The organism is Micromonospora sp. CNZ285 (assembly GCF_004637285.1).
Genome location: NZ_SPQD01000001.1, coordinates 2,097,438 through 2,117,199, shown reverse-complemented (window position 1 = coordinate 2,117,199; position 19,762 = coordinate 2,097,438). Strand labels below are relative to the sequence as shown.

General features: G+C 72.2%; 19 protein-coding genes. 11 read left to right on the top strand and 8 right to left on the bottom strand.

Annotation, left to right across the window (positions count from 1 at the left end):
- Positions 1 to 46 precede the first annotated feature (46 nt).
- Complete coding sequence (locus CLT75_RS09790) at positions 47 to 1,318, top strand: ABC transporter substrate-binding protein (RefSeq protein WP_135240505.1); 1,272 nt, start codon at positions 47 to 49, stop codon at positions 1,316 to 1,318.
- A 95-nt stretch (positions 1,319 to 1,413) separates the two neighbouring features.
- The gene (locus tag CLT75_RS09785) at positions 1,414 to 2,040 is read left to right on the top strand and encodes a TetR/AcrR family transcriptional regulator (RefSeq protein WP_135240504.1); all 627 of its coding nucleotides are present in this window, start codon (positions 1,414 to 1,416) and stop codon (positions 2,038 to 2,040) included.
- A gap of 63 nt (positions 2,041 to 2,103) precedes the next feature.
- Here the strand turns inward: CLT75_RS09785 and CLT75_RS09780 are convergent, their stop codons facing one another.
- From CLT75_RS09780 to CLT75_RS09765, 4 genes are all read right to left on the bottom strand, one after another.
- Entirely contained in the window at positions 2,104 to 2,691 is a 588-nt protein-coding gene (locus CLT75_RS09780; RefSeq protein ID WP_135240503.1) for a cysteine hydrolase family protein, read from the bottom strand.
- Positions 2,692 to 2,701: 10 nt separating this feature from the next.
- Positions 2,702 to 4,789, bottom strand: a complete 2,088-nt coding sequence (locus CLT75_RS09775) for a glycogen debranching N-terminal domain-containing protein (protein WP_135240502.1) — start codon at positions 4,787 to 4,789, stop codon at positions 2,702 to 2,704.
- On the bottom strand, positions 4,782 to 5,159 hold the full coding sequence (locus CLT75_RS09770; protein WP_135240501.1) for an SCP2 sterol-binding domain-containing protein: 378 nt from the start codon (positions 5,157 to 5,159) through the stop codon (positions 4,782 to 4,784). Before CLT75_RS09770 ends, CLT75_RS09775 begins: the two co-directional genes overlap by 8 nt.
- Before the next feature lie 83 nt (positions 5,160 to 5,242).
- On the bottom strand, positions 5,243 to 5,659 hold the full coding sequence (locus CLT75_RS09765) for a MarR family winged helix-turn-helix transcriptional regulator (protein WP_013286718.1): 417 nt from the start codon (positions 5,657 to 5,659) through the stop codon (positions 5,243 to 5,245).
- 81 nt (positions 5,660 to 5,740) lie between these two features.
- Here CLT75_RS09765 and CLT75_RS09760 point away from each other — a divergent pair, with 81 nt between their 5' ends.
- Both CLT75_RS09760 and CLT75_RS09755 read left to right on the top strand, forming a co-directional pair.
- Entirely contained in the window at positions 5,741 to 7,531 is a 1,791-nt protein-coding gene (locus CLT75_RS09760; RefSeq protein WP_135240500.1) for an ABC transporter ATP-binding protein, read from the top strand.
- A 103-nt stretch (positions 7,532 to 7,634) separates the two neighbouring features.
- Complete coding sequence (locus CLT75_RS09755) at positions 7,635 to 8,192, top strand: M23 family metallopeptidase (RefSeq protein ID WP_135240499.1); 558 nt, start codon at positions 7,635 to 7,637, stop codon at positions 8,190 to 8,192.
- 112 nt (positions 8,193 to 8,304) lie between these two features.
- On the opposite strand, the gene CLT75_RS09750 is transcribed toward CLT75_RS09755, so the two are convergent.
- Positions 8,305 to 9,207: a hypothetical protein gene (locus tag CLT75_RS09750; protein ID WP_135240498.1), complete on the bottom strand. Its 903-nt coding sequence runs from the start codon at positions 9,205 to 9,207 to the stop codon at positions 8,305 to 8,307.
- A gap of 748 nt (positions 9,208 to 9,955) precedes the next feature.
- On the opposite strand from CLT75_RS09750, the gene CLT75_RS33115 reads away from it, so the two are divergent.
- From CLT75_RS33115 to CLT75_RS09710, 7 genes are all read left to right on the top strand, one after another.
- Positions 9,956 to 10,168: a hypothetical protein gene (locus CLT75_RS33115; protein WP_486485111.1), complete on the top strand. Its 213-nt coding sequence runs from the start codon at positions 9,956 to 9,958 to the stop codon at positions 10,166 to 10,168.
- Positions 10,169 to 10,287: 119 nt separating this feature from the next.
- Positions 10,288 to 10,791 (top strand): hypothetical protein, encoded by a 504-nt coding sequence (locus CLT75_RS09735; RefSeq protein WP_486485337.1) that lies wholly within the window; start codon positions 10,288 to 10,290, stop codon positions 10,789 to 10,791.
- 43 nt (positions 10,792 to 10,834) lie between these two features.
- Positions 10,835 to 11,614 (top strand): IS5/IS1182 family transposase, encoded by a 780-nt coding sequence (locus CLT75_RS09730; protein ID WP_030275477.1) that lies wholly within the window; start codon positions 10,835 to 10,837, stop codon positions 11,612 to 11,614.
- A gap of 201 nt (positions 11,615 to 11,815) precedes the next feature.
- Positions 11,816 to 12,499: a DUF6642 family protein gene (locus tag CLT75_RS09725; RefSeq protein WP_486485110.1), complete on the top strand. Its 684-nt coding sequence runs from the start codon at positions 11,816 to 11,818 to the stop codon at positions 12,497 to 12,499.
- Positions 12,500 to 12,726: 227 nt separating this feature from the next.
- Positions 12,727 to 15,636 carry a M36 family metallopeptidase gene (locus CLT75_RS09720; protein ID WP_486485109.1) on the top strand — a complete coding sequence of 970 codons (2,910 nt, stop codon included), beginning with the start codon at positions 12,727 to 12,729 and terminating at the stop codon, positions 15,634 to 15,636.
- Between the two features lie 186 nt (positions 15,637 to 15,822).
- Positions 15,823 to 16,263 carry a ribonuclease domain-containing protein gene (locus CLT75_RS09715; protein WP_135240493.1) on the top strand — a complete coding sequence of 147 codons (441 nt, stop codon included), beginning with the start codon at positions 15,823 to 15,825 and terminating at the stop codon, positions 16,261 to 16,263.
- A 59-nt stretch (positions 16,264 to 16,322) separates the two neighbouring features.
- The gene (locus CLT75_RS09710; RefSeq protein WP_135240492.1) at positions 16,323 to 16,748 is read left to right on the top strand and encodes a barstar family protein; all 426 of its coding nucleotides are present in this window, start codon (positions 16,323 to 16,325) and stop codon (positions 16,746 to 16,748) included.
- A gap of 183 nt (positions 16,749 to 16,931) precedes the next feature.
- Here CLT75_RS09710 and CLT75_RS09705 read toward each other — a convergent pair whose 3' ends face one another.
- The 3 genes from CLT75_RS09705 to CLT75_RS09695 all read right to left on the bottom strand — a co-directional run bounded on the left by CLT75_RS09705 (position 16,932) and on the right by CLT75_RS09695 (position 19,748).
- Positions 16,932 to 17,657 carry an HD domain-containing protein gene (locus CLT75_RS09705; protein WP_135240491.1) on the bottom strand — a complete coding sequence of 242 codons (726 nt, stop codon included), beginning with the start codon at positions 17,655 to 17,657 and terminating at the stop codon, positions 16,932 to 16,934.
- Between the two features lie 7 nt (positions 17,658 to 17,664).
- Positions 17,665 to 18,123: an ATP-binding protein gene (locus tag CLT75_RS09700; RefSeq protein ID WP_135240490.1), complete on the bottom strand. Its 459-nt coding sequence runs from the start codon at positions 18,121 to 18,123 to the stop codon at positions 17,665 to 17,667.
- A 281-nt stretch (positions 18,124 to 18,404) separates the two neighbouring features.
- Entirely contained in the window at positions 18,405 to 19,748 is a 1,344-nt protein-coding gene (locus tag CLT75_RS09695) for a pectate lyase family protein (protein ID WP_135240489.1), read from the bottom strand.
- Positions 19,749 to 19,762: the final 14 nt, after the last annotated feature.

The window sequence follows — 19,762 nt, the reverse complement described above, 5'->3', positions numbered from 1 at the left end:
ACCGGTTCCACCCACCGTTCACACCGCCGCACCGGATTGGAGAACCATGCGCCCCACCACCCGTCGCGTTCTCGCGGCCGCCACCGGCCTCGCCCTGCTGGCCGCGTTGCCCGCCTGCGCCGACGACGAGAAGCAGGCCGCCGAGAACGTCCCCGGCGTCACCGGCTCCGAGGTCGTCATCGGCACCCACCAACCGCTCACCGGACCGGCCGCGCCCGGCTACTCGAAGATCTCCGCCGCCACGAAGGCGTACTTCGAGCACGTCAACAGCAAGGGCGGGGTGCACGGCCGGAAGATCGTCTACAAGGTCATGGACGACGGCTACAACCCCGCCAGCACCGAGAACGTGGTCCGCAAGCTGGTGCTCGACGACAAGGTCTTCGCGCTGCTCGGCGGCTTGGGCACGCCCACGCACACGAACGTGCTGGAGTTCGTCAAGACGCAGAAGGTGCCGGACCTGTTCGTCGCGTCCGGCAGCCGCAACTGGAACCAGCCGGACAAGTATCCGACGACGTTCGGCTGGCAGCCCGACTACACGGTCGAGGGCAAGATCCTGGCGAGCTACGTCAAGCGGGAGTTCCCCGGCGCGAAGGTCTGCCACTTCGGGCAGAACGACGACTTCGGGCGGGACTCGCTCGCCGGGGTGGAGCAGATTCTCGGCCCGGTGGCGGCGAAGCAGACGTACACCACCACCAACCAGCAGGTCGGCCCGGCCATCGGGGCGCTGCGCGCGGCCGGCTGCCAGGTGGTCATCGCGGCGACCATCCCCGGCTTCACCGCGCTCGCCATGGGCCAGGCCGCCGGCCAGGGCTTCAAGGCGCAGTGGGTGGTCTCCAACGTGGGCGCCGACTACACCACGCTCTCGGCCCAGCTCGGCGACAAGAAGGTGATCCTCGAGGGCATGGTCGCCGACAACTACCTGCCGAACGTGAGTGACACCGCGAACCCGTGGATCCAGGAATTCACCAAGATCCACCAGAAGTACAACGCGGGCAACCCGGTCGACGGCAACGCGATCTACGGCTACTCGATGGCGTACACGTTCGTCCAGGCCATGCTCGCCGCCGGGCCCGACCCCACCCGGGAGAAGCTGGTCGAGGCCGTGCGCAAGGGCGGCTTCCGCGGGCCCGGCCTGGTTCCCTTCCGGTACGCCGACGGCGTGCACGCCGGCTACGGCGGCGTGCGGCTCACCAAGGTGAGCAACGGCACGCAGGCGTACTTCGGCCCCGCGTACACCACCGACGACGGTGACGGCGCCGTCACCGAGTTCACCGAGCCGCCGACGAACCCGCCGGCGGACGCCGTTCCGACGTCCTGACCGCAGTGCTGTCGCCGGGTGGCCGGGTGCCAGCCGCCCGGCGGCACGCACGTAGAGTGGCCGCCGGCAGACGAGCAACAGGAGATCCCGTACCCATGATCGAGCTGGAGACCGACCCGCCGGAGCGGGTGGACGGCCGGGCGGCGCGGGCCGAGCGGACCCGGGCCGCGATCGTGGAGGCGCACCTCGCCCTGATCGACTCCGGTGACCTGCGGCCCACCGGGGAACGGATCGCCGAGCGGGCCGGGGTGTCGCTGCGCACGCTCTGGACCAACTTCAAGGACATGGAGACGCTGTTCGCCGCGACCGGGCGGCGGGTCGGCGAGCGGCAGGCCGCGCTCTGGCGGCCGGTGCCGCCGGAACTGCCGCTGACCGCCCGGATCGCCGCGTTCTGCGACCAGCGCGCACGGCTGCTGGAGGTGCTGGCGCCCTCGGCCCGCGCGTCGGCGCTGCGGGAGCCGTTCTCCCCGCAGTTGCGGCGCAACCGGGAGGCGGCGGTCGCCCGGGTCCGGCAGGAGATCGAGGCGGTGTTCGCCCCGGAACTGGCGCAGGCCGGGCCGGGCCGCGCGCAGTTGCTGGACGCGCTGACGGTGGCCGGCACCTGGTCGGCGTGGTCGATGATGCGCGACTCGATGGGGCTCGATGTCGAGGCGGCCCGCGCCGTGATGGCCCGCACGCTCGGCGCGCTGCTGGTCGACGCGATCGCCGCCGGCCTGCGTTGAGCGGTCCCGCCGGCCCGGGCTGAGCGGTCCCGGCGACCTGCGCTGAGTGCTCCCGGCGGCCGGTCAGGCGATCTCGCCGGTGGCGGCGACCTCGCCGAGCTGGCCCAGCGTGCTCAGGTAGGCGTCGTGCAGCTCGTCGGTGGCCGCCGTGCACGCGTCGGAGACGGTGACGATGCGGTACCCGTTGTCGACCGCCTGGTAGGCGGTCGCGGCGACGGCCAGGTTCGTCGCGACGCCGGTGAACACCACGGTCCGCACGCCCCGGCCGCGCAGGATCACGTCCAGCTCGGTGCCGGAGAATCCGCCGAGCCGGGTGGAGGTGACGACCACGTCGTCCGGCTGCCGCGCGACCTCGTCGACGATCCGGGTCTTCGGGTCGCCCTCCAGGAACGCCCCGCGCTCCCTGATCATCGCGAAGCTCGGGGTGTTGGCGATGAGGTCCGGATAGCCGGGCCGGTACGCGACCCGGGTGAACACCACGAGGCCGCCCGCGGCCCGCGCGGCGGCGGCGACCCGCGCCGCGTTCGCGGCCACGCCGTGCCGGGCCACCTGGTCGGCGAAGAACGGGCCGAAGACGCCGTCCGGGCTGACCACCTCGTGTTGCCAGTGGACGCCCACGACCGCGGTGTGCCCCCAGTCGATGCGCTGCATGTCGATCCCGTCAGGGTGCGGAGAGCTGCTGCGGCGCCAGCTCGTAGCGGCTCAGGCCGCCGGCGGCGGTGCTCCTGCCGAAGGCGTCCAGCCGCCCCCAGCGGCCGGGGACGTCGAGCAACGCCACGTAGTCGAGGCTAGCAGGCAGGGCGGGCCGGGCCACGAGATCGTCGCCGACCGGCCGGAGGCCGAGCATCGTCCGCAGGAGCAGCAGCGGCGCACCGGCCGACCAGGCCTGCGGGCTGCACGCGGTCGGATACCGGATCGGGTAGCGGGTCTCGGACCGGGCATGCCCGGCGAACGCCTCCGGCAGCCGGCCGTCGTAGAACGCCGCCGCGTCCAGGATGCCGGCCGCGACGCGGGCCGCCTCGTCGGCGTACCCGTAGCGCCGCAGACCCCAGGCGATGAACGAGTTGTCGAACGGCCAGATGGTCCCGACGTGGTAGCCGACCGGGTTGTAGCGGGCCTCGCCCTCGGCCAGCGTGCGGACACCCCAGCCGCTGAACATCGCCGGTGACATCAGGTGCCGCACCAGGGCTTCGGCCTTCGGCTCCTCGACGATGCCGCTCCACAGCAGGTGGCCGATGTTCGACGACAGGGCGTCCACCTTGCTGCCGTCGCCGTCCAGCGCCAGCGCCATGTACTCGCCGTCGTCGATCCAGAAGTCGTGGTTGAAGCGGCGCTTGAGGTCGGCTGCTTCCCGCTCCAGCCGGTCCGCGTACGCCGGGTCGTGCCAGATCTCGCGGGCCAGCCGGGCGGTGCGCACCTTCGCGTCGTACGCGTACCCCTGGAGTTCGCAGGTGGCGCGCGGGAAGCCCGGCAGCCGGCCGTCGCGGTAGCAGATGCTGTCCCAGGAGTCCTTCCAGCACTGGTTCTCCAGACCGTTGACCGGGTTGCGCCGCTCGTAGGAGACGTACCCGTTGCCGGCCCGGTCGGCGTAGTGGTCGATCCAGTCGACGGCCGCCCGCGCCTCCTGCTCCACCGCGCGGACGAGGGCGGCGTCGCCGGTCCACCGCTCGTACTCGTCGAGCAGCACGAGGAACAGGGGAGTGGCGTCCGCGCTGCCGAAGTAGGGGCTGTGCGGTGTCTCGTCGAAGACGGTCAGCTCGCCGTAGCGCATCTCGTGCAGGATCCGGCCCGGCTCCTCCTCCCGGAAGTCGTCGATCCGGCTGCCCTGGCGGAAGGCGAGCACTGTCAGCGTGGTGGCGGCGAGTTCGGGGGCGAACGGCAGCGCCTGGAGACTGGTGAGGATGCTGTCGCGGCCGAACAGGCACATGAACCAGGGCAACCCGGCGGCCAGGACGCACCCCGCTCCGGCGAGGAACGGGCTGAACCGCAGCGCGGCCAGGTCGATGAGGCTCTGCCGGTACGTGTTCTGCAGCGGTCCCCAGCTGGTCTCCAGGCGCGGCGCCCGGTCCAGCCATTCCCGAAGCTCGGCGGGCTTGTTCCGGGCGTGGCCCTCGACCCGCCCGGGCAGGCTGAGCCGCTCCAGCCCTCGGGGCAGGGGGAGGTCCGGCTCGGCGGTCAGCCGGGTCTGCCACCGGCCGTGCGGTTCGATGTGCACGCGCAGCGTCAGGCCGTTCTCGTCCACCTCCGCCGGAGTCGTCGCGGACACGATCGTCTCGCGGCGGTAGCGTCCGCGCTGGTAACCCAGGACGAGTCGCGGACCGTCGACCCGCCGGTAGTGCCGCCCCTCGCGGTTCGTCGTGCCCTCCTTGACCGCGAAGAGGTCCGCGAAGTCCGCGTCCGCCTCGATCCGCACGGTCAGGTCGACGGGCCGCCGGTCGTTGTTGACCAGGAGCAGGTCCTCCTGGAGTCCGGTGTCCAGCCGGTGGGTCCGGCGCACCTCGAGCGTGCTGTTGACGTAGACGTCCTGACTGCCCGGGACCAGGTAGAACCGGTTCTCGAAGTACTGGATGTCGTCGATGGACAGCGTGCTGAGCCGCTCGCCGTCGATGGTGAGCTGCCACCGGGACAGCAGACGGGTGTCGTGGGCGAACAGGCCGTGGGTGGCGTCGGCCGCCGGGACGATGTCGCCCGCCCGGTCACAGACCAGGAAGATCGTCCCATCGAAGATGCCGACGCGGTCGTCACCCATCGTCGTCTCCCCGGTGTCGTTCCGGGCGCGAGCCGGGCGGGGAGGGGAACAGCCGGCGTACTGTCGCGAACAGCCGCGGGCTGCCCTCCACCTCGGCCTCGCCGCGCAGGACTGTGGTCAGGAAGTACGCCTCGCCCCGCGCGATCCGGTCGAAGACGGCCCGGTCCGCGCGGACGACCGCGTCCCCGCCGGTGGCCTGCCGCGCCGCGGTGACCTCGCCCCTGGCGATGGAGACCAGCCAGTGGTCGACCGACCCGTCGCCGGCGATGTCGAACCGGACGGTGCCCTCGTGCAGCGCTGTCAGCCCGCGCTGCCTGCGCTGCCTGCGCTGCCCCAGGCTCCGGAAGAACTCTTCGGTGGCGTCGACCATCGGCCCTCCTCCCGATGGCGCTATTCCCCGCCACGGGGCCTGTCGCCTCACCCGGAACGGGTGAAACCGGGGAAGTCGGAGACCTAATCCTCGCGCAGCAGGCGCAGGATGCGGGTCAGCTCGGCCCGGTCGTCCGGTGCGAGCGCGCCGAAGAACCGTTCCGCCTCGGTGGCCCGCGCCTGCCGGATCGCGGTGCCCACCCGCTCGCCCTCGGCGGTGGGGGCGACCAGCGTGGCCCGCCTGTCGCCCGGGTCCGGCCGGCGCTCGACCAGCCCTCGCTCCTGCAACCCGTCGACCACCTCGGTGGCCGAGCGCGGCGCGATGCGCAGGTGCTCGGCGAGCGCACCGGGTCGCAGCGCGCCGTGACGCATCAGCACGCCGAGCGCCCGCGCCTGCCCGGGGCTGATCTCCCACGGCTCCAGCGCGCGCTTGGTCTGGTGCCGCAGCCGGCGGGTCACCGCCCAGAACGTCTCGGCCAGGCTCTCGTCGCTGCCGTTCACGGGGAATACGGTACCAGCCTTTCGTGTTGTTCCCTCATGTTGAGGTAACCTCAGTATTGTCCCCCTGCATGAGGAGCACAGTTGGATCGCATCCCCGACGGCCGCCGTGACGGCCGGACCGTTTCCCCCGCCGAGAAGGCCCAGGCCCGCGACGTGTCTCTGCGCCGCATCGGCGGCCTGTTCACCGCACACCGCGGCCCGCTCGCCACCGTGGTGGCGATCATCGTGGCGTCCTCGATCATCGCGATGGCCACGCCGTTCCTGCTGCGTACCGTGATCGACAGGGCCCTGCCCGAGCGTGACCTGACGCTGCTGGCCTGGCTGGTCGCGGGCATGGTCGCGGTCGCAGCGGTCACCGCGGTGCTCGGCGTCGCCCAGACCTGGATCTCCACCCGCGTCGGCCAGGAGGTCATGCACCGGCTGCGCGCCGACGTCTTCGCCCACCTCCAGCGGCAGTCGATCGGCTTCTTCGTCCGCACCCGCACCGGCGAGGTGCAGTCGCGCATCACCAACGACATCGGCGGTATGCAGTCGGTGGTCACCTCCACCGCCACCTCGATCGCCGCCAACCTCACCACAGTGGTCGCCACCACCATCGCCATGCTGGCGCTGAGCTGGCGCCTCACCCTCGTCTCGGCGGTCGTGCTTCCGCCCGCGCTCTGGCTCACCCGCCGGGTCGCCCGGCTGCGCCGGGAGATCACCGCCCAGCGCCAGCGCGAACTGGCCGACCTCACCGTGACCATCGAGGAGGGGCTGTCGGTGAGCGGCGTGCGGCTGGCCAAGACGCTCGGCACCGGCCCGGCCCTGGTCGACCGGTTCACCGCCTCCTCGGCCCGCCTGGTCGACCTGGAACTGCGCTCGGAGCTGGCCGGACGCTGGCGGATGGCCGCCATGAGCATCGTCTTCGCCGCCATCCCCGCGGTGATCTACCTGAGCGCCGGCCTGCCCGGCACCGCCGGCACGCTCACCATCGGCACGCTCGTCGCGTTCACCGCGCTGCAGGGCAACCTGTTCCGGCCGCTGATGGGCCTGCTCAACGTCGGCGTCACGCTCACCGCGTCACTGGCGCTGTTCGCCCGCATCTTCGAATACCTCGACCTGCCCGTCGAGGTCGCCGAGCCGGCCCGGCCGGTCCCGCTCGACCCGGCCACCGCCCGCGGCCACCTGCGCGTCGAGGACGTCACCTTCAGCTACCCGGGCAGCGACACGGCCGCCCTCGCGGGCGTCAGCCTGGACGTCCCGGCCGGCACCAGCCTCGCCCTGGTGGGGGAGACCGGCTCCGGCAAGAGCACGCTCGCCGCGCTGATCAGCCGGCTGCACGACCCGGACGCCGGCCGCATCACCATCGACGGGATCGACCTGCGCGACCTGCGCCCGGCCGACCTGGCCGCCGTCGTGGGCGTGGTCAGCCAGGAGACGTACCTGCTGCACGGCACCGTGCGGGACAACCTCCGGTACGCCCGCCCGGACGCCACCGACGCCGACATCGAGGCCGCCGCCCGTGCCGCCCGCATCCACGACCTCGTCACCGCGCTGCCCGAGGGCTACGACACCATGGTCGGCTCGCGCGGCCACCGGTTCTCCGGCGGCGAGCAGCAGCGCCTGGCGATCGCCCGGACCTTGCTGCGCGACCCGCGGATCCTGGTGCTGGACGAGGCGACGAGCGCGCTGGACACCGAGACCGAGCGCGCGGTCCAGCGGGCGCTGGACGAGCTGGCCCGGGGCCGCACCGTGGTGACCATCGCGCACCGGCTCTCCACCGTTCGCGACGCCGACCATATCGCCGTGCTCGACCACGGCCGCATCGTCGAATCAGGCACCCACGACGCGCTGCTGGACCGGCGCGGCCGCTATGCCGCCCTGGTCGGCTGAGCGTAGGAAAGTTTTGGTCAGGCATTCATCCCTGTAGGTATTTACCTGATCTCCGCACCGCCCCTAGCATCGACCCGGATCACTCGATACGAGGAGGGGAACGATGTCGCTGATGACCACCGCCGCCCGGTGGCGCGTGCCGGCGCTGCTCACGACCGCTGTCGTCGCCGGGGCGATGCTCGGCGTGCAGCCCGCGCAGGCCGCCCGGCCGGGCTTCCGGATGCCGTTCCTGTGCGGCCAGACCTGGCAGGGCAACAACTGGAACGGGCACAGCCCCGCCCACGCCATCGACTGGAATCACTACAACGCCAACGGCAGCCCCGACGACCTCGGTCGCCGGACCGTCGCCAGCGCCGCCGGCACCGTGCTGGAGTCGTACTACTCCACCACCTCCGGCTACGGCAACACCATCGTCATCGGTCACGGCGACGGCTGGCGCACCCGGTACGCCCACCTCGACTCGCGCGCGGTGTCCAAGGGCGACACCGTGAAGCGCGGCGACGTCATCGGCCGGGTCGGCGCGACGTCGGCGAAGTACGACCTCAGCCCGCACCTGCACTACGAGCAGATCCACGACGGCAGCGTGGTGGTGGCCGTGGTCCAGGGCGTCACCTGGTCCGACGGGCTGAAGCGCAACCAGACCAGCACCAACGGCTGCTGACACCGAGGACGGCACCGGGCTGGCCGCGTACCTGGCCGCCCGCCAGGCCCGCCCCGACACGGCCGCCGTCCCGGGCTGACCGTCCCGGCTCAGACCCGGTGTCCGTCCCGGCTCAGACCTGGGGCGGCTCCGGCTCGTCCGGGCGGGGCCGCTGTTCCGGAGCCGTGCGCGGCGCGGGCGGGGGGAGCAGCGGCTCCAACGGGGTGAACGACTCCACCGGCCCGCCCGGCCTCGATCCACGCCGCGCCCGCCCCGCCTCGCTCGGCATCCCTCGCGCGTCCCGTGCCGCGCCCGCCGGCCCGGTCCCGTCGGCAGGCGGTGCCGTGGCGGCCGGCTCGCCGTCCTTCCCGGCTCGCGCCGCCGCCGGCCGTTCGCGCCTGTCGCGTTCCTCGGCGTACTCGGCGCGGCGCCGGGCCAGGTCACGCTCGCACTCCAGCGCGATGCGCTGCTCCCAGTACGGCTGGAGCAGCTTGCGCACCCGCTCGTCCAGATGGACGGTCACGTCCGGCTCGCAGGCGAACGTCACCTCGCCGCGCGCGTACGTCCAGGGCGGCGGGTCCTCGTCGGCGAGCGCGGCGATCAACGCGGCGTGCAGGTCGCGCGGACGGTGCGGTGGCACCTCCGCCGCGCACCGCACGGCCAGACGGTTCAGGCGTTGCGTGGCCTGCTGCTGGAAGTAGTCCACGTACCAGCCGAACAGCTCCGGCCGGGCCGTCTCCGACGACCAGGTGTAGGTGGCGCGGACCAGGAACACGTACACCTGGCCCTGCGCCGGCACCGCGAGCGGCTCCGGAACGCGCCGGTCGACGGTCGTGACCGGCGTCACCGGCTCCTCGGTCCACCAGAGCTGCCGCAGCGTCGGCTGCGCGCCGTCCCAGAAGCGCCGGGTCCGCACGCGCGCCGCCTCGCCCAGCGCCCGCGCCCGCCCGGCCCACCGCCGCCGCCGGCTGTCCACCGGCGCGCCGGGCTTCGGCCGGCCGCCGCCCGGCGCGGGCCCCTCCGGCACCGCGGTCATCGCACCCCCTCCATGCCGGATCGCCGCACCGCGTCCCGCGGCGTCACCGGGACGCGCGGGCCGTCGGGCGAGGGGTGGCCGGACCGCCGTGGCGGTCCGCGATCCACGCTAACAACCCCGACCGGTGTACGTGCGCAGCCGCGCGTCGGGTGTTGACCGATCGGAGGAGCCGCCCCGTAGTCCTATCCGTGGGACTCGGAGCGGGTTCGGTCCCGTTCACGGGACCGACCATCCAGACTCGATCGGCACACCTTGATCCGTGTCCGTGCCGCTCCATAGCGTGAATTTCCGTGATCCTTCGGGGAGGACCAGAACGCATGGGTGTTGACGCTCGCCGCGCCGCCGGCCGGACCGTGCAGTTCATGCGGTCCCTCGCCGAGCGGCAGTACGACCGGGTCTGGGCGCCGGACTTCCTGCACCTCAGCCCGGACGTGCAGGGCTTCGCCGTGTTCCACCGCGGCGGCCTGGTGCTGGTCTACGGCGCGGTGTCACCCGAGGATCCGGCCCGCTGGGTGTTCCGGATGGCCTGCGCGGCCGGCGCCGACGTGCCGGACATCTCCGGGGCGATGGCCTGGGCGAACATCCGCAACCGGCTGGCCGAGGCGGGGCGCTACTACTGCGTCGTGAAGGCCGACCAGAGCGCCTGTCACGTGGTGTTCGCGCTCGACGTACGCAGCCCGCTGCTCGACGACGTCACGGCGCCCGACGCGCACGTGGCGCGGGAACTGCTGCACTTCTCGCTCGCGGTGTGCGTGCACAACGCAGTGGCGGACTTCCGCGACCTGGCGTCCTACCTGCCGGCGCGGCCGCTGGCACCGACCGAGATCGACGCCTGGACGCTGTTCGCCGGCACGCAAGACTGATGGTCTACGTGCGGTTGGAAGCGCTCGGCGTGATCCGGCGGCACCGAGGCAAGGGCATCTTCATCACCGATCCGAGACTTTGGATGCCGCAGCCATAGGGGCCGATCCCGTCCGACCCGCATCCACACGGCGCAGTCGCGGGTCGTGTCGAGCCCCATACGAGCCGCCAACCCGCGATAGCGTGGTGATCCACAGAATTCAGGCGGGATGGCGGTTGGTGAACGTGCTGGAGATCCTGGCGACGCAGTTACCCGCTCTGCTCGGTGTCCTGGTCGGCACTGTGGGCACGATGCTCGCCACGGGCCTGAACGAGCGAACCCGGTGGCGCCGGACGCAGACGGTCAGATGGGACGAGCGGCGTCTTGACGCATATGTGGAATTGACGAAAGCGGTCAAAGAGATCCACGCCGTGGCCACCCGGATGCTCGGAGAGCATCGGCCCAACGCGAGGCGACCGGCGCTGGACCGGAATGAAGGACTGGTTCGGCTGGCGGAGGCGGATGTCCGGCATACCCTGGCCTGGGAGGCGGTGCTGCTCCTTGGTGATGAGATCACCGTCCGCGCTGCTGCTGAGTGGCGGCACGCCGTGCGCGACATCGAGTCGGCGGCGCGTGCGCTTCCCCTTCCCCCAACGGACGTATCGGGGATGATTCATCGGGCCGACGTCGGCCGTGACGGCTTCTACCGCGCAGCGCGGCAGAGCCTAAGGGACGTCTCGTAACCCCGGTGTCTGTCTAGTCAGGACGATCGGTCAGGATCCCTGGGTGCAGGTGATCACCGCAGCCAACCCTGACTGGATCTTCCCGTTCACTGGGCTGCAGCCCGCCCAGTTCTGCAAGCTGGTCCGGCTGGTCGCCGAACGCGGCGGGGACGGCATCGCCGACGGCCGGCCGGGTCGGCAGTGGGCCCTGGATCTCGCCGATCGGGTGCTGCTGGTCGCCACCTACTGGCGCACGAACCTGACCATGCGGCAGATCGGCCCGCTGTTCGGGGTGTCGCACTCCGCAGCGCACCGGGTCATCGACACCCTCGCGCCGCTGCTGGCCCTGGCGCCGGTGCGTAAACGGCCGGTCGAGCAGATCGCCATCGTCGACGGCACCCTGATCCCCACCCGCGATCACCGCCTGGCAGCCCGGAGCAAGAACTACCGGTACTCAACGAACCTGCAGGTCGCCATCGACGCCTCCACCCGCCTGGTCATCGCCGTCGGCGACCCGCAGCCCGGCAACCGCAACGACACCATCGTCTACCGCACCTCCGGCATTGCCGAGAAGCTGGACGGGCGGCCGGTGATGGCCGACGGCGGCTACCGCGGCAACCCCGAGGTGATCATGCCGTACCGCAAGCCCACCGACGGCAGCACACTGCCGGACTGGAAGGAAGCCCTCAACATCGAACACCGCACCGTCCGAGCAGGGGTCGAACACGCCCTGGCCAGGATGAAGTGCTTCAAGATCCTGCGCGACTACCGCCGCGCCGCCCACACATTGACCGACGCCGCTTCCGGCATCGCCAACCTCCACAACATCATCCTCGCCGGCTGACCACCGGCCCCATCCCACGCAACGCCTTCACCCAGTTACGAGACGTCCCTTAGGTGTCCGCGGGGGGTCGGTGGAGCAGGTGAGGCGCCTACTCCCAAAGTCCAGTAGAGCGACCCCTGCGGTGTTGTTGCAGCGCCAGTCCTCGGCTCTGGATGCAAGCGACGATCGGCCATCCAGCTAGGACGTTTTCCGGGATGGAGATTGCGTCTCGGTGCCCCGTACCGTTGCAGTTTCGGTGACCGTGGGGAGATCCGTTTGCCGACGCGCAAAGGCGTCTTCTGTGTTGAGGGCGAATGGCATCCAGACTTGACCAAGCGCTGGTCTGTGAGGCCGATGTTGGAGCTGCTAGAAGGGCTGGGTAGCCTCCGAGCTATTCATCGGAGCGCCGTCACCCGCGATCAACTGCGGTACCTTCTCGGACAGTGGTCCTTGGCCAGGTACGCCTCGTTCGAGGTCGGGTTCTTCGCGTTGCATGGCTCCCCCCGTCAGCTATGGCTGTCGCAAAAAGAGTCAACGAGCCTCGCCGAACTGGCGGAGTGGGCGGCGGGTGCGTGGAGCGGCAAGCGAATCTACATCGGGGCTTGTTCGGTCCTTCGAGGGTCTGACGCCGACATGGTCGAGTTCCTGAGCCAGACCGGCGCCGCGATGATGTGCGGCTTCACAAAACAGGTCAACTGGATCGAAGCGGCAGCCTTCGAGACGGTGCTCTTGGACAGGCTCGTCAATAGCGGGAAGGTCAACAGCGTTCAGCAGCTCGTTGCCTCCGCGCGATGGGCGCCGTTGGCGCACCACCTCGGGTTCCGCGTGGTCTACGCAACTGGTGAGAGCTTCAAGATCCCGGCGATGCGGGTAGGAGGATCGGCGGCCTCTGTCGGATGGGATTGAGAAGAACTTCGACAACGTTCCGACGAGGACTCGGTGCGGAGCGCCGGTGGCTCTGTCGACGTGCCGGGTGGGTGGCGCATCTCTGTTAACGGGCGCCGAGAAATCGACGCAGCAACATTTATGGATGTTCGGATGGTGTCGGACGGTTGATCATCCTGGTCGGATGGCGGAACGGACATCGCCGTTCGACGATGACAGGAGGGACCGTGCGCACACCATCCCGTGCGTTGACGGGGACCACCGCGCTGCTGCTGGCAGCCGGGCTGGTCCTGACCGCCGCTGGCGGCGGCCAGGCGGCACCCCGGGAACAGACCCGTACCCAGGCGCCACCCGACCACCTGCCGGGCGACCGGCACGACACCAAGGCCACTGACAACCGCAAGGGCCGCGTTCTCGCCAGCGACCGGCAGCGCGACCGCGCCGCCGCGCTCGGCGCGCGTGTGCGCTGGACCGACTTCGGTACGCCCGCCACGCTCACCTCGACCGGCAAGCCCCTGGCTACCGGGCTGCCCGCCGACCCGGCCGCCGCCGCGCGCGCGTACGTCGCAGCCAACCGGGACGTGCTGGGCCTGACCGCCGAGGGCGCCGCCGCGCTGGAGCTGCTCACCGTGGCGCCGATGGGGCAGGGCGCGACCGTCCTGTTCCGGCAGCGCTTCGGCGACCTGCCGGCCGCCGTCGACGGCATGCTGTCGGTCGGTGTACGCGACGGAGCGGTGTGGCACGTCAGCTCCTCGCTCGCCCGCGACGCCGGTACGCCCGCCCCCGCCACGATCAGCGCCGAGCAGGCCCGCACGGCCGCCATCGCCGACGCCGGCCGCGCCGACGCGCAGGTCGTGCGTACCTCATTGGTCGCGGTGCCCACCGCGGACCGTGGGCCGCGCGCGGCGTGGGAGGTGGTGCTCGGCGCGGACACCACCGGCGCGGACCCGGCCGCCTACGCCACCTACGTGGACGCCCGCGACGGCGCCGTGCTGGTCCGCGAGGACCTGATCGACCACGACGCCGACCACCCCTCGTGGGAGGTCTTCCCGAACTCGCCGCGCGTCGACAGGTCCTCGGTCGACACCCGCAAGCGGTGGTGCGCCGTGCCGGCGAGCGGCTGCGCCGAGGTGGTGGGCGTGCCCGGGCACCCGGCGTGGGACGTGGACCCGGCCACCGGCCAGTCCACCACCACGACCAAGGGCAACAACGCGATCGCCGTGCAGAACTGGTTCAGCAACGACCCGTTCAGCGTCGGCACCGAGACCGCGACGCCCCGCCCGGACCGCCGGTACGACTACCCGTGGACGAACCAGTGGCAGGAGCAGCGCTGCAACCCGGAGGTGTTCACGTCGCCGCAGGCGAACGACATCGACGCGGCGCGGGCGAACCTGTTCGCCATGCACAACCGGATGCACGACTGGACCTACCACCTCGGGTTCACCGAGGAGACCTGGAACATGCAGCAGGACAACCTCGGCCGCGGCGGGCTCGGTAACGACCCCGAGCAGGGCAACGCCCAGGCCGGCGGGGTCAGCGGCGGCCCGCCCAACTTCGCGGCCCGCAACAACGCCAACCAGATCACGCCGCCGGACGGCGTCGCGCCGACCACGAACATGTACCTGTGGCAGCCCATGGCGGGCTCGTTCTACGCGCCGTGCGTCGACGGCGACTTCGACATGTCGGTGATCGCCCACGAGTACGGCCACGCGGTCACCAACCGCATGATCGCCGGCCCGAGCGCCGGGGTCAGCTCGCCGCAGGGCATGAGCGAGAGCTGGTCCGACCAGCTCGCCATGGAGTACCTCTTCGAGCACGGGTACGCCGCACCCGGCCGGCGCGGCTTCACCATCGGCGAGTACACCACCGGGGACCCGAACGCGGGTATCCGCAACTACAACATGAGCGACAGCCCGCTCAACTACAGCTCGGTCGACTACGACTTCGTCGGCCTCCAGGTGCACGCCTCCGGTGAGGTGTGGAGCGCCACCAACACCGACATCCGGGCGGCCATGATGCGCCGGTGGGGCAGCGGCACCCCGGCGATCCAGAAGGCGTGCGCCACCGGCGCCCGCGACGTGACCGCCTGCCCGGGTAACCGGCGCTGGATCCAGCTGGTCTTCGACTCGTTCCTGCTGATGTCGGTCAGCCAGGTCAGCATGGTCGACGCCCGGGACGCGATGCTCGCCGCCGACCGGATCCGCTTCGGCGGGGCCAACCAGGACCTGCTGTGGAACGCGTTCGCCAAGCGCGGCCTCGGCGAGACCGCGGCCAGCGTCGGCCACACCGACGCCGACCCCACGCCGGGCTTCACCTCGCCGTACGCGCGGGAGGCCGCGCTGCGCTTCCTGCCGGTCGGCGAGCGCGGGCCGGTGGCCGGCGCGCAGCTGTTCGTCGGGCGCTACCAGGCGCGGGCCGTGCCAGTGGCGGACACCGACGCCGCCACCCCGCTCACCGACCGGGTCGAACTCGTGCCCGGCACGTACGAGTTCGTGGTGCGGGCGCCCGGCTACGGCCACACCCGGATCGGCCCGGTGACCGTCAAGGCGGGTCAGAACCGGACGCTGCCGGTGACGTTGCGGCCCAACCTGGCCTCGGCCACCGCGGGCGCGGCGGTCACCGGTGACGGGATCAACCTGCCGCAGATCGCCGACGACGACGAGGCCACCAACTGGGCCGCGCTCGGCGCGCCGGTAGCCGGCCGGCAGGTCACAGTCGACCTGGCCGGTGGCGTCCAGCAGGTACGCCGGGTGCAGGTGAGCGCCATGCTGCGCCCGCCGGTGGCCGGTGACGCGGACGCCGGCACCCAGAGCCGGTACTCCGCGGTGCGGCAGTTCCGGGTCCTGGCGTGCACCGCGACCGGGCCGGTGACCTGCGCCGACGCGGCGGACTTCCGGCCGGTCTACACGAGCCGGCCGGACGCGTTCCCGGCTGTGGCGCCGCGTCCCCGGGCGCCCGAGCTGATCATGCGGTCGTTCGACATCCCGCGTACCAAGGCCACGCACCTGCGCGTCGAGGTGCTGACCAACCAGTGCACGGGCGCGCCGGACTACGCCGGTGAGCAGGACGACGACCCGCGGGCGGCGACCGACTGCGCCACCGCCAGCCCGCAGGCGCAGAACGTGCGGATCGCCGAGTTCCAGGCGTTCACGCACTGATCCACACGGCGGGTGCGGACGGGCGGCCTCTTTCGTCCGTCCGCACCCGCCACCGTGTGTTCACGCGGGGTTCGGGGCGCCGTCGCCGGATCGGGACTGTACGGCGGGCAGGATCCTCGACAGACTGAGCATCGATCGGCCATTAATGCCGATCGATGCGCTGTCGTCCCGTTCAAGGAGGATCCCTTGACCCCGTTCCGCGCCGCCGTCACCCGCGTCCGCCGCGCCCTCGCCGCGTCCGCCCTGGTCACCGCCGTTGCCGCCGCCGCGCTCGTCGCACCGTCGACGGTCTCCACCCGCCTCGCCGAACCCGCCGCGGCAGCCGTCTACGGCTCCTGCACACAGTCCCGCTGCGCGGACGCGCGCACCGCGCGGTCCGGCTGGTCCGCGAAGAGCTTCCCGACCAGCCGTGGCTGGTACTCGTGGAGCGGCGGCCAGTGCAACTTCGCCGGCGGCCGGTTCTACAACTACGAGGGACAGTTGCCCACCGGCGCCACCTACTACGAGTACGACGTGTACCCGCGTGCCTGCAACGCCTCCCGGGACGCGTACCGGATCGTGGTCAACAAGAGCACCGGGGCGACCTGGTTCTCGCCCGACCACTACGCCAACTTCTACCGGCTCTGAGCAGCCTCGGCGCCGGCCGGGCGCTACGCCCGGCCGGCGCCGTCGGGAAAGGACGGACCATGGGCGCAGCGTCCGCGCAGCCGCCGGCCTGGCTCGTGTACGACGGCACGCCGCCCGAGCCGGACGGTGTGCCGGTCTCCGGCGCGCAGGCCCGCACCCGGGCCGGGCTGCACGAGACGCTGGCCGGGGCGCTGGAGCTGCCCGGCTGGTACGGCCGCAACTGGGACGCCCTCGCCGACGCGCTCGCCGACCGCCTCGACGCCGGTCCGCTGACGCTGGTCGTGACCGACGCGGCGGACCTGCTCGCCGACGAGCCGCCCGCCCAGCTCGGCACGCTGCTCGACGTGCTGGGCGCGGTCGCCGCCGGTGGCCACGAGACGCTGCGGGTGGTGCTGCGCGACCACCCGGCCCGGCTGCGCGCCCTGCGTGACCGGGTCGCCGCCGTGCTCGGCGGCCACGTCGGCGCCCCACCCCCCGCCGACTGACCCCCCCCGCAACCCATCACCCGCACCCGCCACCCGCGGACCGGGCGGTGATCAAGGACTTTGCGTCCGGATCAGGCCCTCACAGCGACACAAACTCCTTGATCAACGCCGAGAGGGCGGGGCGGGGCGAGAGGAGGGGAGGGGAGGGGAGGGGAGGGCGGGAACGGAAGGGTGGGATGGGGGTCAGGCGGGCTGGTCGAGGATGGCGCTGAAGCGCTCCTCGGCCAGGTCGAGCTGGGCGAGGATGTGCTGCTTCACCGGCGCCGACAGCGGCGTGTCAGGCCGGGCGACCAGGTCACGGAAGACCGGCACCAGCGGGCGGTACTTGGTGGCGGCGCGGGTCACCTTCGGCCCGACCGTGTGGATCACGCCCACGCCGTTGTCGGTGAAGTCGGACACCTTGATCACCCGGGCCCAGGGTTCCCGCTCGAGGCTCGCCGCCACGTGCTCCCGGTACTGCTCGTCGCGGTCCCGCCCCGGGTCGTACGCCGGGTTGGTGACCGCCGCGACCAGCCGGGCGACCCGCGAGCCGAACCGGTTCGACAGCGCGGCGAGCGCCGCCGGAGTCGCCTCGGCTCCCGACTCGGTGTCGAGCCCGGCCAACTCGGCGGGGTGGTCCTCGACCGCGTCGTGCAGCAGCCCGGCGACGATCACGTCCACGTCCCGCACCTGGTAGTGGTGCATCAGCCGGATCGCCACCCGCAGCAGGTGGTTGAGGTACGGCTCGCGTACCCGCCGGTCGTCGCGGTGCAGGTCGGCGGCCAGGTCGAGCGCCTCGGTCAGCCGGTCGCGGGCGGTCTCGTCGAACGCCTCGATCTCCAGCCGGAACCGGGCCAGCAGGCCGGGCTCACCGTGGATCTCGGTGATCGCGTGCATCGGCATGGTGGCGAGGTACGCGGGGAACTCCATGCGTCCCTTATAGCTGATCTTCGCTAGATCCGGTGCCCGCCGGGCCGCTCACGTCGCCGGTGAGGCGCTTGACCAGGCGTACGCAGGTGCCCTCCGGCGTGCCGACGATGGTGGCCTCGTCCATCACCCGCGCCATGATCAGCCGCCCGCGCCCCCGGTCGCCGCTGTCGTCGCCGTCGGCCGCGCGCCAGCCGCCCCGGTCGCGTACCTCGATCTCCAGCCGGTCGCCGCGCAGCTCGGCCCGCAGCGTGGTGATGCCCTCCGGGGCGAAGCGGTAGCCGTGCTCGATGGCGTTGGCGCATGCCTCGCCGGTGGCGATGAGCACGGTGTCGACGTCCCAGTCGCTGACGCCCTGGGCGTGCAGCCAGCCGCGCAACCGTTCCCGGGTGGCGGCGAGCCGGGCCGGGTCGGCCGGCAGGTCGATGGTGAGGACCGGGCCGACGTCGCCGGATGTCCCACCCGTCACGTCCGGCCCTCCGTCCCGTGCCCGTCCCCGGGCCTGGGCGCCCACTCGCGCTCTCACCGCCTGATTCTCACCCTGTTGTCCCCGGTGGCCGCCGGTTCATTCCCCCGGCGGCGATGTCCGTCAACGTGATCATCGCGCATCGGCGGCGGCGTGTCAGCCGGCGGCCCGGCAGAGGCGGCAACGGGGCGGGCCGGCGCCCCCGAGGGGACGCCGGCCCGGGACGAGCGGTCGCGGTTGTCCCGACGGCGTCGAGGTGGTGCGCGTGCAGGCTTAGGCGCAGGTCAGAGCGGCAGCCGCCCGGCTCCCGCCCAGACGTCCACGACGAACGGGACCAGCGGGGCCGGCAGCGGCCGGGCGGCGCGCAGCGTGGGCGTCCATCCGGCGTCGCCGCCGAGGTCCGGGTCGTGGACGGCGTTGTACGCGGCGCGCAGGTCCACCGGCCGGGGCAGGCGGTCACCCTGCCGGACCCAGCTGTCCCGCTCGGTCAGCGCGGTGCCACCCCAGTCGTAGAGCAGGTCGGCGGGGGTGGTGTCGCCGGTGAGCGTGAAGAAGTTGTTCTCCGCGTACAGCGCGGACTGCACGCCGACGCCGAGGGCGTACGCGAAGCCGGGCCCGCCGAGCCGGTAGTGGTTCTCGTGCACGTCGACCTGGCCGAACCGCACCCGGGGCAGCCGTTGCAGCGTGCCGTCGAACAGGTTGTGCCGCACCGTGACGTTGAGCCGGCCCACGTCCGGGCCGACCGTGTTCGACGAGCCGATCAGCATCACCTTGTCCCGGCCGGTGAACCGGTTCCAGGACACGGTGACCAGGCTGGCGGTGTGCGTGACGTCCACCGAGCCGTCGTGCACCTGGTAGGGCCGGCCGAAGTAGACGGGCTGCGCGCTGTCCGGGTTGTCGCCGTCGGTGAACGTGTTGTGGTCGATCCAGACGTGCTCGCTGCGACGCACGGAGATCTGGTCGTACTGGGAGTTCCAGTTGCCCGTGTCGCCGTCGGTGGGGGACCAGGCCGGGAAGCAGTCCCGGGCGTCGGCGAACTCGATGTTGCGCACGATCACGTTGTCCACCCGGTCGATCATCAGCGTCAGGCCGGTGAGCCGGGCGCCGCGCAGCCCGACGATCGTGGTGTTGGCGCCGACGTTGATCTGCGTCTGCCGGGTCTGCTCGGCCACCGACCGCACCCGGGCGGCCTCCAGCGGTCCGCTCGGGTTGACCCGGCCCCAGGTCGCCGGGTCGTACGCGGCCAGGTAAGCGGGCAGCGAGTACTCCGGGTCGGCGAGGTCGGCGCAGTCCAGCGGCGTGCCGTCCGGTCCCTCGAAACCGTCGACTGTCCCGGCCACGTACACGATCTTGGGGGTGGCGTCGGCGGCGTTCGTGGCGTTGTCGCCGCCGAGCGCGGCGACCAGCTCGGCGCGGGTCCGCACGACGCGTACCCGGTCCGGCGCGGCGGCCGACCCGCCGGTGGTGCCGGTGCCCGCGGCGGCCCAGCCGTCGTTCGCGGGAAGGGCCTGGCGGCCGATCAGCTCGGCGGCCCGGGACGGCTGACCGGGTGCGGCGGGCGCGGGCGCGGTGGTGGTGAGGACGAGCGCGGCGGCCAGCGCCGCGACGACTGCGGTTCGGGTACGCATGACTCGTTCCGTTC